We start from the raw sequence: 15,359 nt of genomic DNA on the forward strand, positions 1-15,359 counted from the left end.
CGCTCAGGGCGTCAGGCGGGCGGCCGCGTGCTGGGCGAGGCCGTCGGCGCAGCGCTGCAGGAACTTCGCCAGCGAGCGGCGATAGGCACCGCCCATGCCGGGCACCTTGGCCCGGAACGACGAGCGCCAGCGGATGGTGGTGCCGTCAGGCCCCTCCGTCAGGTCGACGTCGGCGCGGTAGCCCTTGATCGCCAGGCCCGACAGCAGCGCGTAGCTGAACCGCCGGTCCGGCACCAGCTCGACGATGCGCTCGCGGCTGGTGGTGCGGCCGGTGTGGAATCTGCGGACCGCGCCGAGGCTCTCGCCGCCCTCCGGGCCGGGCGACTCGAGCTCGAACGAGCCGAGCGGCGACCAGGTCGGCCAGCTCGCGCCGTCGCGCAGCAGGGCGTAGACGGCAGCGGCTGGTGCCGTCGTGGTGGCGGTGACGTCGATGCGTTGTTCACCCATGTACCAAATGGTACAGGTACGATCTGAGACATGGCAGAGGCGGGTGGCGGGAAGGAGCGGTTGTTGCGGGCCGCGATCGACTACGTCGCGGCGAACGGAGTGGGCGAGCGCAGCCTGCGGCAGATCGCCACGGCGCTGGGCACCAGTCACCGCATGCTGATCTACCACTTCGGCTCCAAGGAGGGCCTGCTCGTCGAGGTCGCCCGTACCGTCGAGCAGCGGCAGCGGGAACTGCTGGCCGAGCTGGCCGCCGCCGACGACCCGGTCGAGGCGGGCCGGCGATTCTGGACCCGCGTGTCCGACCCGGCGCTGTGGCCGAACGAGCGGCTGTTCTTCGAGCTCTACGGCCGCGCCCTGCAGGGCGACCCGGCGGCGCTGCCGCTGCTCGACGGCGTCGTCGACACCTGGGTGGAGGCCCTGGCCGCGCCCATGGAGCGGGCCGGCGTCGCGCCCGGCATCGCCCGGTCGCAGGCACGGCTCGGGGTCGCGGTGGGTCGCGGGCTGCTGCTGGACCTCCTCGCCACCGGCGACCGCGCCGCCGTCGACGCCGCCATGGACCGCTTCGTCGCCATGTTCGCGGCGACCCTGCCTGCTACGGACCCGTCACACTGACCACGAAGGGCGTCGCGATGCCGACGGCCAGCTCGCCCGTCCCGGGCCGGGCGCCGGCCGGGATCGTCACCTCGGCCGCCGCCGTTCGCCGTCTTGCGTTAGTGCGCCGTTTTGCGGCAGTTGGCCGTCCCCCTGCTGCCCATTTTCTTAGCCGCGGCACCGCGCCTCAAGCGGAGCCCTGTTGGCGCTTCGCGCGGACGGCGGGCACCGCTTGACCCGCGGCACCGCGGTCTAAGTACTGGCAGCTATCAGGGGGTCGGGGGAAGTGCGGGCACAGCCCGCCCAAGTGCACCGTTCGCCGCCAGCCGCCAGTGCCCCACCAGCCCACCAGCTACCCGGCCGCCAGCCGCCGGCCGCCGGCCGCCACCCGGCCAGGCGGCCGCCGGGCCACTCGTCCAACTCGGCCACCCGGTCACGCTGGCCTCCCGGTCACGCTGGCCTCCCGGTCACGCTGGCCTCCCGGCCATGCCGGCCACCTGGGCGCCAGTGCACCGCAGCCTGCCGCCTCTGGTGCACCGTTCGCCGCCGGCCGCGAGCCCCTGGCTGTCTGGTGCCCGGGTGTGCCGTCGCCGGGTCGAGCAAGCGGCGGGTTGCCCGTCTTCGATAGCGAGCGTTGCGTTCCGGGCGCTGATACGGGCCGATCGCGTGGTTCTGGCTATCGAAGTCGGCTACTTGGGCGCGAATGAGCCGACCTTCTCCATGATCAACTCGGCGGCGGGGGCCACGGTGGACCGGGGCGACGGCCGACTACGCCGGGGCGTGCCCGGTTCTTCCCCGTCCCCTGATAAGTGCCCGTTCTTAGGCCGGGAGTGCGCGGGTCAAGCGGTCACCCTACGCGCGAAGCGCCAACCGGGTCCGCTTGAGGCGCGTGCTCCCGGCTAAGAGAATGGGCATCAGGGGGACGGCCAACTAGCGCCAAACGGCGAACGGCGGTAGGACGGCAAAGCGGCGGTCAGGCCGCTAACCGCGCCAGCAGGTCGGCCCTCAGGCCGGCTCGGCGAACACCACCACGTTGTCGCGGTAGCGGCCCAGCTCGCGGTCGTACTCACCGCCGCAAGTGATCAGCCGCAGCAGCGGCCGGTCGTCCGGACCGCCGTAGACGGCGTCGGTCGGGAACTCGTCCTGCGAGTACTGCCCGACCTCGACGACGCGGAAGGCGGACGTGCCGCCGTCGGCGCGGGCGACGATGATCTCGTCGCCCGGCGCGACGTCGCCGAGCCGGTAGAACACGTCCGGCCCGTCGCGGTTGTCGAGGTGGCCCGCGATCACCGCCGCACCGTTCTCGCCCGGCTCCGGCCCCGCCTGCCACCAGCCGGCGTCGCCGTACGGGGGCGGGACGAGGACGTTGTCGCCGTCGACGGCGATGGGGACGACGTTCGTGTCGATGCCGGCCGCCGGGACCGCCACCGCGACCGGGTCGGCCAGCTGCTCCGCCACCGGGACGGCCGACGGTGTGGGCGGTTCGCTCGCCGGTGCGGCAGGCGGCGCGGCGGGCGCGGCCGGCGCCGTGGCCGTGCCCGCGCCAGACGGGTCGCCGCCACCGCCGCAGGCCGCGGCCAGCAGCAGGGCCAGGACCGCGACGGCCGCCACCCGCCCGGGGCGGCGGCCGTCGCGGGTCCGGTGCACGGCGCCGGTCAGCTCTCGGTCCGGAACCGGCGCCAGAGCAGGCCCGCGCCGCCGACGCCGGCCAGCCCGACCAGCGCGCCGGGCGCCAGCCAGCCGAGGTCGCCGTCGGCCGTGCCGCCGGCGCCGGTGTCGACGCCGCTGCTCGGCGCCTGCCCGCCGTCGTCGTCGCCGTCGTCCCCGTCGTCGTCACCCGCGTCGTCGTCGCTCGCGGTGACGCCGGAGTTCACGCCGCCGCTCGGCGCCCGGCCGTCGTCCCCGTCGTCGTCGCCGTCGTCGTCCCCGTCGTCGTCACCCGCGTCGTCGTCGGCGGCGACGGCGACGGCATCGACGGCGGTCGCGGGGGCGGCGAGCGCGACCCCGACGCCGGTCAGTCCGGCGGCCGCGGCGAGCGCCGCGGCGAGGCTGATCCTGCTGGAACGCATGGCTGGCTCCTTCGTGTCGGTTGGACTTCCCGACCACAATCTGTCCTGGTCAGCGCCCGGAAGCCAGCGCGAACGGCGTTGTTGAGAGCGTTCTCATCGCCAGCTCATCGCACAGCCGCGAACTCTCATCGAACGCGGTCGTCCCCGCCGCCCGGCACGCGCCGGACGACGGGGACGAGGGCGCGACTCAGAGCCAGGGGGTGTCTCCCGGGTCCCTGGCCTACTGCGCGACGCCCAGGCGGCGCCTCGCGGCGTTCTCGTCAGTCGCCATAGGCACCGCTATGTCTCCTTCCTCGGCCTTGCGAGGCATCCACCTGGACGCCGCTCGCTACGGCCGAGACCCGGGAGACACCCCCTGGTCGAGCAGCGCGAACGGGTTCGCCGCACCGCCGTTGGCCGCCGCGACCACCCGCCGGTCCAGCGTGTACGACCCGCCCGCCGGCAGCGTCACCGGGAACCGGCTCATGATCCAGTTCCCGTTGCCGTACGCCGTGAACGCGTCGTCGCCCGCGTAGACGAGCCCGTACGTCTGCGGGTCGGTGCCGGCGCCGCCGATCCACCGCCCGGCCGGGACGTACTCGGCCGGGCTCTCGTACGGCGTGGTGATGACGGGGTGCCCGGCCACGCCGTGCCGCTGCCCGGCGCCGTCCCAGTCCATCGCGTCACCGACCCAGACCGACAGGTCGGACGAGCCGGTGTTGCGGAACACCGACGACGCCTGGACCCACTCCTCGCCGGGCCGGATCGTGTACGTCGTCTCGACGGTCACGCCCGGGTGCGCCGACGACGTCCCGGTGCTGCGGACGATCGCCGCGTCGCCGGTGGCCTGCACGATCTCCACGCCGGTGGAACGGACGGTGGTCTGCTGCCACGCCTCCGTGCCGGTCGGCTCGGCGTCGGCGATGTACGGCAGGTTCAGCCAGTCCAGCTGGTCGGGCCGGCCGCGGACGGCGAGGTCGACCGGCTTGCCGGCGGTGGAGCCCGGCAGCTGCCCGTCGTCGAACACCTTGGCGATGGTCATGGCGAGCCGGTCGTTCTCCATGACGACGTCCTGCGGGCCGCCCTCGACGAGGCCGCCGGAGAGCTGCCGGCCCACGCCGGCCAGCACGGTCACCGGCGCGAGCGTGAGGTCGGCGGTCGCGGTCGAACCGGCCACGACCGTCGTCGGCAGCGTCGCCGTCGCGTACCCGAGCGCCGCCACCCGCAGCGTGTACTCGCCCGGGTCCAGCGCCATCAGGTACCGCCCGTCGGCGCCCGTCCGTGCCGACCCGGCGACGGCGCCGGACGCGTCCACCGCCTCGACCAGCACGCCCGCGGCCGGGGCGCCGGTGTCGGCCTGGGTCACCGTGCCGCCGGCGCGGGACCGGTCGGCCACCTCGTCGTCGAGCAGGTCGAGCCGGTCGGCCCAGGCGGCGACGTTCGAGGAGACGTGCCCGGCGCCCGGGTAGTCGGTGATGTGGTACCAGCTGATCGTGCGGGTGTCCCCGGCGTCGACGGCGGCGTCGAACCAGGCGCCCGTGACGTAGCCGAACCCGCTGATCGCGTGCGGCTCGTCCTCCAGCCAGGCCACGCCGTGCGCCGGCACCGGCCGCACCGTCGTCGAGCCGACGTACACGAAGTTGTCCGTCCAACCGGACGTGACGTAGCCGGGGTCGTTGCGGCCGATGCCCGGCACGTAGGCGACGTCCTGCGCGCTGTCGGGGTCGAGCAGGTACTGGAAGTACCCGTCGAAGTCGGACGTGCCGGTGTTCTCGATCTCCAGGCTGATCTTGACGACCGGCGCGTCGGCCAGCGCGCGGTACCGCAGCGTCGTCCTCAGGTTCGGGTCGACGCGAGCCGAACCGGAGGCGACGACCGACGACCCCTCGGCGCCGATGTCGGTGAGGTTCAGCCAGTCGTTCGGACGGTTCCAGTCCGGCGTGCCGGGCCCGCCGGCCGTCCGCGACAGCATCAGCTCGCTCCAGTCCAGCGTCTCCTGCGCGGTGCCGTCGAGCAGGAACAGGTCGCCGAGGCTGCCGGCGGCCAGCGTGCCGGGCTGGTTGTTCGCCGCGGCGCGGGACGAGATCGTCGCCTGGACCCGCTCGTTCATGGTGAAGTGGTACGTCTCGCCGGCCACCGCGTCGGTGCGCGGGCTGCCCGAGCCGTAGTCGGGCACCACCGTCGACGCGCCCGCCGTCGGGCCGGTCACCTCGGCCAGCGCCAGGTGCGCGGTGACGGTCCCGGTCGCGCCGACCGTCACCGCCGCCGTCGAGCCGCCCACCGGCAGGAACGCCCGCTTCGCCGTCGACACCGTGTAGTCGCCGGGCGCCAGGCCGAGCGTGTACCGGCCCTGCGAGTCGGTGGTCGTCGACAGCGACTGGCCGCCGCTGGTGGCGACCACCCGGGCGCCGTCGACCGGCGCGCCGGTGGCCTCGTCCGTCACGGTGCCGGTGACGCGCGCCCAGCGGGCCGCGGCCTCGCCGCCCGGCGTGAACGCGTAGAGGTTGCCGTCCCACGCGCCGGCGACGACGGTGTTGCCGCTGACCGCCGGGCCGGAGCCGACCCAGGTGCCGATCTCGTACTGCCACAGCGGCTGCCCGGTCACGCTGTCCAGCGCGTAGAAGAAGCCGTTGTTGGCGCCGACGAACAGCGTCTCGCCGCTGAGCACGGGCGAGGACAGCACGCCGCCGGTGTAGGTGCCTCCGGGCAGCAGCCGGTCCCACAGCACCGCGCCGGTCCGGGCGTCGAGCGCCGTCACCGCGCCGCTCGGGAAGCCCATGTAGACGACGTCGCCGGCGACGGCCGGGGCCGACGGCGTCGCGCCGCTGGACACCCGCGACGCGTGCGGGCTGCGGTAGCTCCACAGGTCGCGGCCGGTCGCGGCGTCGCGGGCGATGATGCCGTTGTTCGAGCCGATGAACACCCGCCCGTCCGCGGCCGCGGGGATGCCGTCCTGCCACCCGCCGAGCACCGCCGACGACTGCCACTGGCGCTGGCCCGTGGCGGCGTCGAAGGCGAGCACCTGGTCGGCGGTCTGGCTGCCGACGAAGACCTGCCCGCCGGCGATGGCCGGGGTGCCGTCGCTCATCGTCGCGCCGGCCATGGGCGACGCCCACAGCTCGCTGCCGTCGGCCGGGTCGAGCGCCACCAGCAGGCCCTGGCCGGCCGGGCCGTACCGCGTCTGGTAGGCCCAGTACACCTTGCCGTCGGCGACGGCGGGGGAGTAGTAGCCGTAGGCGCGCTGGTTGTTCGGCTCCGGCGCGTCCTCGGTGTCGCGCTGCCACACCAGCTCGCCGGTGTGACGGTCGACGGCGAACAGCTGCGCGCGCAGCGTCCCGACGAACACGGTGTCGCCGAGCACCGCCGGGGTGCCGACGATCGACGACGGCACCGGGTACTCCCACAGCCGCTCGCCGGTCGCGAGGTCGACGGCGTGCAGCGCGGCGTTGCCGTCGCCGTTCTCGTCGCGCGTTCCGGCATAGACGATGCCGTCGACGATGGTGGGCGAGCCGGTGAGGAACGTGCCCGGCGTGCGGTAGGTCCACGCCAGCTCCAGCCCGGGGTCGACCACGTCGGCGGCCACGCCGGTGTGCCCGGGGTCGCCGTGGTGCTGGGTCCAGTCCGCACCGGCCACCGGCGCGACCAGCGGGTCGGTCGTCATGGTGAAGTCGGCCGACTCGGTCCAGCGCTGCCCGCCCTCGTCGACCGCCTCCACGTCGATGGTGTGCGGGCCGGGCGCCGGCGCCCGGCCGGCGAACTCCGTGTGCCAGGTCAGCTCGCCGGACGGCTTCAGCGGCCGCCACGAGCCGCCGTCGATGCGGTACCGGACCCGCACCACCTCGTCGGCGGTGTCGTACGCGTTGACCTGGATGTCCGGGAAGCCGGTGCGGTTCCCGTCGGCGCCGACCTCGCTGCCCGGCGCCGGGCTGGTGATCGTCAGCGCCTGGTCCACGCCGTACATGCGGAACGGGTTCTCGAAGGTCTCGCCGCGCAGGTGGATGAAGCGGAAGCCGCGCGGGGCGTTGTCGATGGTGTACGAGCTGGACACCGTCTGGATGTGCTTCGCCGACGGCGCGAACTCGCTGTTCGGCTCGACGTCGTTGGAGTGCTCGTGGCCGACCAGCATGAGCTCCGCGCCGTACTGGTCGAACAGGTCGCCGTACTGGTCGTACTGCGACGGCGAGCCGAACGGCACGTTCATCGGCTGGTGCGCGAGGACGATCAGCTCCTTGTCGCCGACGTTGGCCTCGAGGTCGCGGCGGATCCAGCTGAGCTGCTCGTCGAACGGCGCCTGGCCGTTGTTCTCCAGCACCAGGAAGTGCCGGTTGCCGTAGTCGAACGAGTACCACTCCGGGCCGACGTGACGGCGGTAGGTGTCGATGCGCGCGGCGTAGCCGGTGCCCCCGCCGGAGAAGTACTCGTGGTTGCCCACCGCGGGCCACACCGGGACCTCGGAGCCGGCCGTCGCGTTCTTGTACGTGGTGAACTCGGCGTCGGTCGCGTTGTTCGTGAGGTCGCCGCTGACGGCGATGAACGGGATGTCGTTCGAGGTGGAGTTGATCTCGTGGAGCTGCTCCGGCAGCTGCGGGTTGACGTGCGGGTCGGCGATGTTCGCGAACGAGAACGTCGAGCCCTGGCTGCCGGGGTCGCGGGTCAGCGCGAAGTCCGCCGTCCGCGTCTGACCGGCCGCGACCTGGCCGAGGCTCCGGTAGAACCGCGGCGTCATGAACTCGTCGGTCCCGACGACGTAGCCGGCGGGCTGGGTGATGAACACGAGGTCGGTGACGCGCCGGGCGGTGTCCAGCTCCAGCTGGTAGCGGCCCTGCTCGTCGGTCTCGACCAGCGCGACGCCGTCGGACACGCTGACGCCCTCGACGCCGCGCTCGCCGGCGTCCTGCCGGTCGTTGCCGTTGGCGTCCTCGTACACGATGCCGCTGACCTGCGCCGACGACGCGGCGACGGTCTCGGCGACCACGGTCGCGACCGGGCCGATGAGCGCGACGCCGACCAGCAGGGCCAGCGCCGCGTAGACGGCACGGCGGTAGCGGCCGAGCGCCTCCGGGGAGAGGCGTGCGCTGAGCGTTCTCACTTCGTCTCCATTCACTGAGGGGGTCACAGCAGCCGGTGGACGAACCACGCCAGCCCGGTCACGACGGCCGCGGCGGCCGCGACCAGGTGGGCCAGCGAGAACCACGCGTAGCGCCGGGCGGCGGTGGCCAGCGCGAACAGCCCGGCGGCCAGGACGGCCTGCCCGAGCACGATGCCGAGGCCGACGCCGGCGACCGACGTCACCAGGTCCCAGCCGAGGTCGTCGCCGAAACCCAGCCCGCCGGCGAACGCGAACCCGTGCAGCAGCCCGGCGGCGGCGACGGCGGGCAGCCGCCAGCGCGACTCCGGCCCGACGAGGTTCGTCGCGGCGACGTAGACGACGGACAGCGCGACCAGCGCGCCGGTGACGTGGCCGGGCAGGCTCACCCACCCGGCGACGGCGGCCAGCAGCCCCGCGCCGCTGGTGACGGCGAACGCGGTGACCCCGCGGGCCAGCCGGCCGAGGCCGGTCGCGCCGACGGCCAGGGCGGCGACGAACAGCGCGTGGTCCAGGCCGGTGAGCACCTGCTGCGCGCCCAGGCCCGTGGCGCGCAGCGCGGAGCCGGCGAACGACTGCTCGCCGGCGCTGAACCGCGGGTGCGCGCCGTCCAGCACGACCCGGCCGCGCTCGCCGCCGAGGTGGTAGTCCACGGTGGTGGTGTGGTCGTCGACGACGGCGTCGGACCCCGCGCCGGAGAACACCGAGTAGTCGAGCACGTACCGGCCCGATGCCGCGCCGTGGCAGTCGTAGTCCAGGTCGAGCACGGCGTACGCCAGGTCCTCGGCCATGGCGTCGGTGGCCGGCCGCTGCTCGACGTCCGACGCCGCCAGCGTCATCGCGCACTCGATCTCGTCGACGAGGATCCGGACCCGGCCGGCCAGGTAGGTCTCGATCAGGTCGTGCTGTCCGGCCAGCGCGGCCCGGCGGCTGCCGTCGTCGGGCGCCGCGATCGCGTCCTCGCCCATGCCGATGGCGCGGGCGAGGATCTCGTACTCCAGGCCGAGCCGGTAGCGGACGTGGTCGCCGTCGGCGCGGATCTCGGACCAGCCGTCGCTGGTGCGCACGTGCGCGACGGCGGGCGCGGCGGCCGGCAGCAGCACGAGGACCGCGACGATGCCGGCCACGGCCGCACGCACCACCCGACTCGTCGACATGCACACCTTCCGGTCCATGCGATCCGGCACTCCGCCGGGATCACCCTGGTTTGCCGGAGTTCCCGGCGGCAATGGTCGTCGCCCGTTGTTCGCCCAGGGTTCGCACCGGCGACGGCTGGGGTGAGACTGGGCGGTAGGGGACTGTCCCTGACGGCGTTCAGCGGGCGTTCAGGTGCGCCGCCACAGGCTCGGGACCGGAGGTGACGCCATGCGCGTCCTGGTGGTCGAGGACGAGCGGCGGCTGGCCGCCGGGATCCGGGCCGGCCTCGAGGCCGAGGGGTTCGCCGTCGACGTCGCCCACTCCGGCATCGACGGGCTGTGGTCGGCCACCGAGCACCCGTACGACGCGATCGTGCTCGACCTGCTGCTGCCCGGCCTCAACGGCTACCAGGTCTGCGCACGGCTGCGCGAGCGCGACGTGTGGACGCCGATCCTGGTGCTCACCGCCAAGGACGGCGAGTGGGACGAGGTCGAGGCCCTCGACACCGGCGCCGACGACTACCTCACCAAGCCGTTCTCGCACCACGTGCTGGTCGCCCGCCTGCACGCGCTGCTCCGCCGCGACCTGCGGGAACGGCCGGTCGTGCTGGCGGCGGGCGACCTGCGGGCCGACCCCGGCTCGCGGCGGGCGTGGCGCGGTGAGCGGGAGGTGGAGCTGACCGCGCGGGAGTTCTCCGTGCTCGAGTTCCTGCTGCGCCGCCGTGGCGAGGTGCTGCCGAAGGCGGAGATCCTGCGGCACGTGTGGGACGAGGCGTTCGACGGCGACCCCAACAGTCAACTACCTGATCTACACGGAGGCGTTCCAGCACAACCAGATGGGCAGCGCCTCGGCCATGGCGTTCGTCCTGTTCGCCCTCATCATCGGCCTGTCCTTCGTCTCCATGCGCGCGATGACCGGGAGGAGGTCCTGATGCCCGCCCTGCGCAACCGCCCACGCCCCCAGCAGTCGGATCGCCGGTCCGGCGGCTCGATGCTCGTGCTGGCCGTCGCGTCGGTGCTGGTGCTCATCCCGTTCCTGTGGATGGTGTCGCTGGCCTTCACCCCGGAGCAGCAGGCGTTCGGATCGGCCACCCTGATACCGGCGGACCCGACGACGGAGAACTTCGCCCGGGTCCTCGGCGACGGAGCGCTGGCGAGGTCGCTGCTCAACTCGACCGTGGTCACCCTCGTGGCGGTGGCGACCAACTGCGGGTTCGCGATCGCCGCGGGCTACGCGTTCGCCCTACTGCCCTTCCGCGGCAGCGGCGGCCTGTTCTACCTGCTGGTGTCCACGGTGGCGATCCCGGTCTCGGTCACCTTGATCCCGCTGTTCCTCATGGCCAAGGCCTTTCCGCTCGTCGGCGGCAACGACATCCTGGGCCAGGGCGGCACCGGGCTGCTCGACACGCTCGGCGGCGTCGCGCTGCCCTACATCGTGCTGCCGATGAACATCTTCCTGGCGAAACAGTTCTTCTCCACGTTCGACCTCGACCTCGCGGAGGCTGCGCGGCTGGACGGTGCGAGCGAGTGGCGGGTCTTCGCCCAGATCTACCTCCCGCTGGCACGTCCGCTGATCGCGGTGGTGGCGATCTTCACCTTCACCGCCGTCTGGGACGACTTCCTGTGGCCGCTGGTCGTCACCTCGTCCCAGGACATGCAGACCGTTCAGCTCGCGCTCACCCGGTTCCTCGGCAGCGGCAACGTCCAGTACGGCGCCCTCATGGCGGCCGCCGTCCTGGTGACGTTGCCGGTCATCGCCGTCTTCCTGTTCAACCAACGCCACTTCATCTCGGGTCTGACCGAGGGAAGCGTCAAGGGCTGACCCAAGCGCAGCCTCTCGAGGGAAGGAATGCAGCACACCCATGACAACCAGAGTGATGTCCGCCGATCTCGTCGTGGTGGGAGGTGGCCTGGGCGGTGTGTCCGCCGCGCTCACCGCGGCCACGCTCGGGCTGCGTGTCGTCTTGACCGAGGCCACCGAGCGGCTGGGCGGTCAGGTCTCGACCCAGGCGGTACCCCCGGACGAGCACCCCTGGATCGAGAGCGGGCTGACGTCGCCGAGCTACCGGCGGATGCGTGAGGCGGTGCGGGACTACTATCGCCGCAACTACCCGCTGCGACCGGAAGCACAGGTCGACACGCTGCTCAACCCCGGTCTGGGCTTCGTGTCGCGACTGTGCGCGGAGCCACGGGTCTACGCCGCGGTGCTGGAGGAACTGCTCGCACCGCACGTGGCGTCCGGACGGGTCACCGTGCTGCGTGAGCACGCACCCGTCGACGCCACGACCGAGGGCGACGACCTGACCTCGGTGACCGTGCGGTCCGCGCGCACGGGCCGCGCCGTCGTGCTCGTCGGCGCCATGTACGCCGACGCCACCGAGCTGGGCGACCTGCTCCCGCTCGCGGGCGTCGAGCACGTGATCGGCGCGGAGTCGGCCGCCGAGACGGGCGAACTGCACGCCCCGATGAGGCCGACTGGCGTGACCAGCAGGCGCTCAGCTGGTGCTTCGCGGTGGAGTACCGGCCGGGTGAGGACCACACGATCGAGCGCCCGGCGTCGTACGAGCACTGGCGCACGCACGTGGACCCGTTCTGGCCGGGGCCGCAACTCTCCTGGGAGGACGTGGAGCCGATCACGCTGGCTCGTCGCACACGACCGATCTTCGACGGCGACACGGACGCGGCCCGCGTCGAGGACCTGTGGCACTACCGGCGGATCCTGGCCCGGACCCAGTTCGAGCCCGGGCACCTGGAGCACGACGTCAGCCTCGTCAACTGGCCGCAGATCGACTACTGGGCGAAACCGATTCTCGGGGTGGAGCCGGCCGAACAGGACGCGGCCCTTGCCGAGGCACGAGAGCTGTCGTTGTCGTTCCTCTACTGGATGCAGACGGAGGCTCCCCGGCACGACGGCGGCACCGGCTACCCGGGTCTGCGCCCACGCGGCGACCTACTCGACAGCGACGACCTGCTGGCGATCGCGCCCTACGTGCGCGAGTCGCGGCGGATCCGGGCGCGCTTCACCGTGACCGAGGCGCACATCGGGCGTGAGATGCGTGGGGAGCACGCCGGTTCGGAGGTCTTCGCCGACTCGGTCGGCCTCGGCTACTACCGTATCGACCTGCATCCGAGCGCGTCTGGACGCTCCTACGTCGACATCGCCTGCTTCCCGTTCCAGATTCCGCTGGGCGCCCTCGTGCCGGTGCGCGTGCGCAACCTGCTCCCCGCGAACAAGAACATCGGCACGACCCACATCACCAACGGCGCCTACCGGCTGCACCCGGTGGAGTGGTCGATCGGGGAGGCCGTGGGCGCGTTGGCGGCCCGCTGCCGAGCGACTCGCGCGACTCCGCAGGACGTCTGGAGCGACCCGGCCGCGGTCCGCGACCTCCAGGAGGTCTTGACGGCCCGGCTGGGGCTGACCCTGGCGTGGCCGGAGGACATCCGGACCGGAGCCGCCGTTCAGGACCACGTGCCGGTCGAGGACACCGATCTCGACCAGCGGGTGGCCAGGTGAGCCCGGCCTGCGGAGTCCGCGCCGTCGAGCTGACCTCGGGGTGGACCGTGACCGCCGTGGACGGAGCGTGTCCCGGCGAGCTGCGCGGCCGTGTCCTCCCGGCGGCGGTTCCCGGCGTCGTGCACACCGACCTGCTCGCCGACGGTGCGATCCCCGACCCTTTCCTCGACGCCAACGCCGAGCGGCTGTCCTGGATCGGCCGCACCGATTGGCGCTACGCGACCGTCTTCGAGTGGGACGGCGCGTCCGCCGACCGGCATGTGCTCGTCTTCGACGGCCTCGACACCGTCGCCACCGTCGTGCTGAACGGCCAGGAGCTCGGCCGCACGGTCAACCAGCACCGGAGCTACCGATTCGACGTCACGGACTGCCTGCGGGCAGGGTCCAACGAGCTGCGGGTCACCTTCGGATCCGCCGTCGAGTACGCGGAGGCCGTCGACCGTCGCAGCCCGCGGCCGCACGTGAACGCGCACCCGTTCAACGCCGTCCGGAAGGCGGCCTGCAACTTCGGCTGGGACTGGGGCCCGGACCTCGTCACCGCCGGGATCTGGCGGCCGGTCCGCCTGGAGTCGTGGAGCACGGGACGTCTCGACACCGTGCGGCCGCTGGTGGTCGAGGCGTCCGAGGAACACGCGGCGGTGGAGTTCCACGTCCCGGTCGAGCGGGCCTGCGACCCTCCGCCGGAACCCCTGCGACTGTTCGTCCGGCTCGCCGGCCAGGAGGTGGTCACCGAGCTCGCGCCGCATGACGCCGACGCCGTGGTGCGGGTGGACGTGCCCGATCCGCGTCTCTGGTGGCCGGTCGGCTACGGCGAGCAGCCGCTGTACGAGGCCGAGGTGGAGCTCCTGGCGGGGGAGCAGCTCCTGGATCGCTGGTCCGGTCGCCTCGGACTGCGGTCGATCACCGTCGACACCACCCCCGACGCCGCCGGCCACACCTTCGGGCTGCGGGTCAACGGGCGAGACGTGTTCGTCCGCGGTGTGAACTGGATCCCGGACGACGTCTTCGTCACGCGAGTGGGCCGGGAGCGCTACCGGGAGCGCATCGAGCAGGCCGTCGACGGCGGGTCGAACCTGCTGCGCGTCTGGGGCGGGGGCATCTACGAGTCCGCCGACTTCTACGAGCTCTGCGACGAGCGGGGCGTTCTGGTGTGGCAGGACTTCGCCTTCGCGTGCGCCACGTACGCGGAGGAGGAACTCGCCGAGGAGGTCGAGGCGGAGGCGTGGGACAACATCGCACGGCTCGCCCGTCATCCGAGCCTCGCCCTCTGGAACGGCAGCAACGAGAACCTCTGGCTCTCCCTCGACCTCGGCTGGCGTGCCGAGGTCGGCGACGCGAGCTGGGGGGACGGTTTCTACCACCGCCTGCTCCCCGAGCTGGTCGCGCAACTCGACCCGACCAGGCCGTACATCCCGTCGAGCCCGTTCTCGCCGTCGGCCGGCCGGTACCCGAACGACCCCGACGACGGCCCGATCCACATCTGGGACGTGTGGAACGACGTCGACTACCGCGAGTACGGCCGCTATCGACCCCGCTTCGTCTCCGAGTTCGGTTTCCAGGGGCCGCCCACCTGGTCGACGCTCGCTCGAGCCGTGGCGCCCCAGCACCTCGCCGTCGGGTCACCGGTGCTGCTCACCCACCAGAAGGCCGAGGACGGCGACGAGAAGCTGCGTCGCGGCTGGGCCGGTCACTTCCCGGAGCCGGTCGGGTTCGACGACTGGCACTGGACCGCGCAGCTCAATCAGGCCCGGGCGATCACGTTCGGGGTCGAGCGGTTCCGCTCCCTCGCGCCGCACTGCCGCGGGACCATCCTCTGGCAGCTCAACGACTGCTGGCCGGTCGTGTCCTGGGCGGTGGTGGACGGCGACGGCCGGCTCAAGCCGGCGTGGTACGCGCTGCGCGCCGCCTACGCCGACCGGTTGCTGACCTTCCAACTCGACCAGCCCGAGGGCGCCGTCCTGGCGCTCGTCAACGACACCGACGCGCCGTACCGGGGGAGCGCCGTCGTGCGCCGCGTGGACGTCGCCGGGAACGTCCTCGCCGAGCAGGCGCTCGAGCTGGACGCCGTCGCGAGGTCCGTGCGGCGGGTGCGCCTGTCCGCGTCGGTGTCGGTCGCCGCCGACCGGGCCACCGAGCTGCTCGTCGCGGACGTGCGCTCCGGCGACCCGCTGCCGCGCGCGACGGCGTTCCTCGCCGAGGACGTCGAGCTGTCGCTGCCGCGAGCGAGTTACGACGTCGCCGTGCAGCCGTCGGACGACGGTGTCGTCGTGGAGGTGACGGCGCGGACCCTGCTGCGCGACCTCACCCTGCTGGCCGACCGGCTGGCGCCCGACGCCGTCGTCGACGAGCAGCTGACCACCCTGCTGCCCGGCGAGACCACGCGGCTCCGCGTGCGCCTGCCCTCCGGGGGCGAGGTCTCGCCGTCGTCCCTCACCGCACCGGTTGTGCGGACCGCCAACGATCTCGTCGCGAGCCCGCGACGCGGAACTGGGGATCTGCCCGGCTAGCTCCGTGTGTCCGTCTCATCGCTCAGG

At 73.1% G+C, this 15,359-nt stretch carries 7 protein-coding genes and 3 pseudogenes; 5 read left to right on the top strand and 5 right to left on the bottom strand.

Translation table 11 applies throughout. The annotated features are described in order from the left end of the window. Window positions 1-3 precede the first annotated feature (3 nt). The gene (locus BLV02_RS33250; protein ID WP_069113613.1) at window positions 4-447 is read right to left on the bottom strand and encodes an SRPBCC family protein; all 444 of its coding nucleotides are present in this window, start codon (window positions 445-447) and stop codon (window positions 4-6) included. A 30-nt stretch (window positions 448-477) separates the two neighbouring features. Here BLV02_RS33250 and BLV02_RS33255 point away from each other — a divergent pair, with 30 nt between their 5' ends. Further along, window positions 478-1,059, top strand: coding sequence for a TetR/AcrR family transcriptional regulator (locus BLV02_RS33255; RefSeq protein WP_069113612.1), 582 nt, complete (start codon window positions 478-480; stop codon window positions 1,057-1,059). A gap of 984 nt (window positions 1,060-2,043) precedes the next feature. Here BLV02_RS33255 and BLV02_RS33260 read toward each other — a convergent pair. The 4 genes from BLV02_RS33260 to BLV02_RS33275 form a co-directional block, all read right to left on the bottom strand. Continuing rightward, entirely contained in the window at window positions 2,044-2,685 is a 642-nt protein-coding gene (locus BLV02_RS33260; protein WP_069113611.1) for a class F sortase, read from the bottom strand. An 8-nt stretch (window positions 2,686-2,693) separates the two neighbouring features. After that, complete coding sequence (locus tag BLV02_RS33265; protein WP_069113610.1) at window positions 2,694-3,107, bottom strand: hypothetical protein; 414 nt, start codon at window positions 3,105-3,107, stop codon at window positions 2,694-2,696. Window positions 3,108-3,435: 328 nt separating this feature from the next. Continuing rightward, window positions 3,436-8,175 (bottom strand): outer membrane protein assembly factor BamB family protein, encoded by a 4,740-nt coding sequence (locus BLV02_RS33270; RefSeq protein ID WP_069113609.1) that lies wholly within the window; start codon window positions 8,173-8,175, stop codon window positions 3,436-3,438. A 23-nt stretch (window positions 8,176-8,198) separates the two neighbouring features. Next, complete coding sequence (locus BLV02_RS33275) at window positions 8,199-9,329, bottom strand: HupE/UreJ family protein (RefSeq protein ID WP_171906834.1); 1,131 nt, start codon at window positions 9,327-9,329, stop codon at window positions 8,199-8,201. Window positions 9,330-9,537: 208 nt separating this feature from the next. Between BLV02_RS33275 and BLV02_RS38415 the strand changes: the two are divergent. From BLV02_RS38415 to BLV02_RS33300, 4 genes and pseudogenes are all read left to right on the top strand, one after another. After that, window positions 9,538-10,101, top strand: a pseudogene (locus tag BLV02_RS38415) (response regulator transcription factor); the annotation flags it as partial. A gap of 438 nt (window positions 10,102-10,539) precedes the next feature. After that, window positions 10,540-11,130, top strand: a pseudogene (locus BLV02_RS38420) (carbohydrate ABC transporter permease); the annotation flags it as partial. A 40-nt stretch (window positions 11,131-11,170) separates the two neighbouring features. Next, window positions 11,171-12,825: pseudogene (locus tag BLV02_RS38425) on the top strand (FAD-dependent oxidoreductase). Window positions 12,826-12,872: 47 nt separating this feature from the next. Continuing rightward, window positions 12,873-15,332 carry a glycoside hydrolase family 2 protein gene (locus BLV02_RS33300; RefSeq protein ID WP_216094440.1) on the top strand — a complete coding sequence of 820 codons (2,460 nt, stop codon included), beginning with the start codon at window positions 12,873-12,875 and terminating at the stop codon, window positions 15,330-15,332. Window positions 15,333-15,359: the final 27 nt, after the last annotated feature.

The organism is Jiangella alba, from assembly GCF_900106035.1.
Lineage (GTDB): Bacteria > Actinomycetota > Actinomycetes > Jiangellales > Jiangellaceae > Jiangella > Jiangella alba.